Annotated in this window: 1 protein-coding gene; it reads right to left on the bottom strand. The window is 62.2% G+C overall.

Annotation, left to right across the window (positions count from 1 at the left end; genetic code table 11):
* On the bottom strand, nucleotides 1–621 hold a 621-nt coding region (locus R2N16_RS25460; RefSeq protein WP_316669833.1), incomplete at both ends, for an IS3 family transposase.

Here is a 621-nt window from a genome sequence, read left to right as displayed (position 1 = left end):
ACGCTTGGTTGGAAGACGCCGGCCGAAGTATTGAACGAGCATCTAATATCTGCATGACAACCCGGTGTTGCGACGACTGGTTGAATCCGCCTTGCGAGCCACGGTCGGAATGGTGGACCAAGGCATCGGAGCTAGCCGGTTGACGGTCATACAGCGCCTGCTCCAGGGCGTCCAGCACGAAGTCGGTACGCATGCTGCTGCTCACGCGCCAACCCACAATGCGCCGCGCGTACACGTCGATGACGAACGCCACGTACAGCCAGCCCTGCCAGGTCGAGACATAGGTGAAGTCCGACACCCACAACTGGTTGGGCCGCTCGGCTTTGAACACCCGCTGGACCCGGTCCAATGGGCATGGCGACGAAGTGTCCGGCGTCGTGGTCCGCACCACCTTGCCACGACGCACGCCTTGCAACCCCTGACGCTTCATCAAGCGCTCGACCGTGCAGCGCGCGACACGGATGCCCTCGCGGTTCATCTGCTTCCAGACCTTGTCGGCTCCATACACCTGCCAGTTGGCATGCCAGACAGTAAGCACCCGACCGGTACCGTAGGTGATGGTGTTGACGATCGCGGCGGGAAGCGTTACCGGATAGGATCGACCTTGGCGGACGCTGGCAG

Origin of the sequence: Ralstonia psammae, from assembly GCF_958405935.1 — a bacterium.
Taxonomy (GTDB): Bacteria; Pseudomonadota; Gammaproteobacteria; order Burkholderiales; family Burkholderiaceae; genus Ralstonia; species Ralstonia psammae.
The sequence above is the reverse complement of the archived record's forward strand: the minus strand, read 5'-3'. Positions and strand labels throughout refer to the sequence as shown.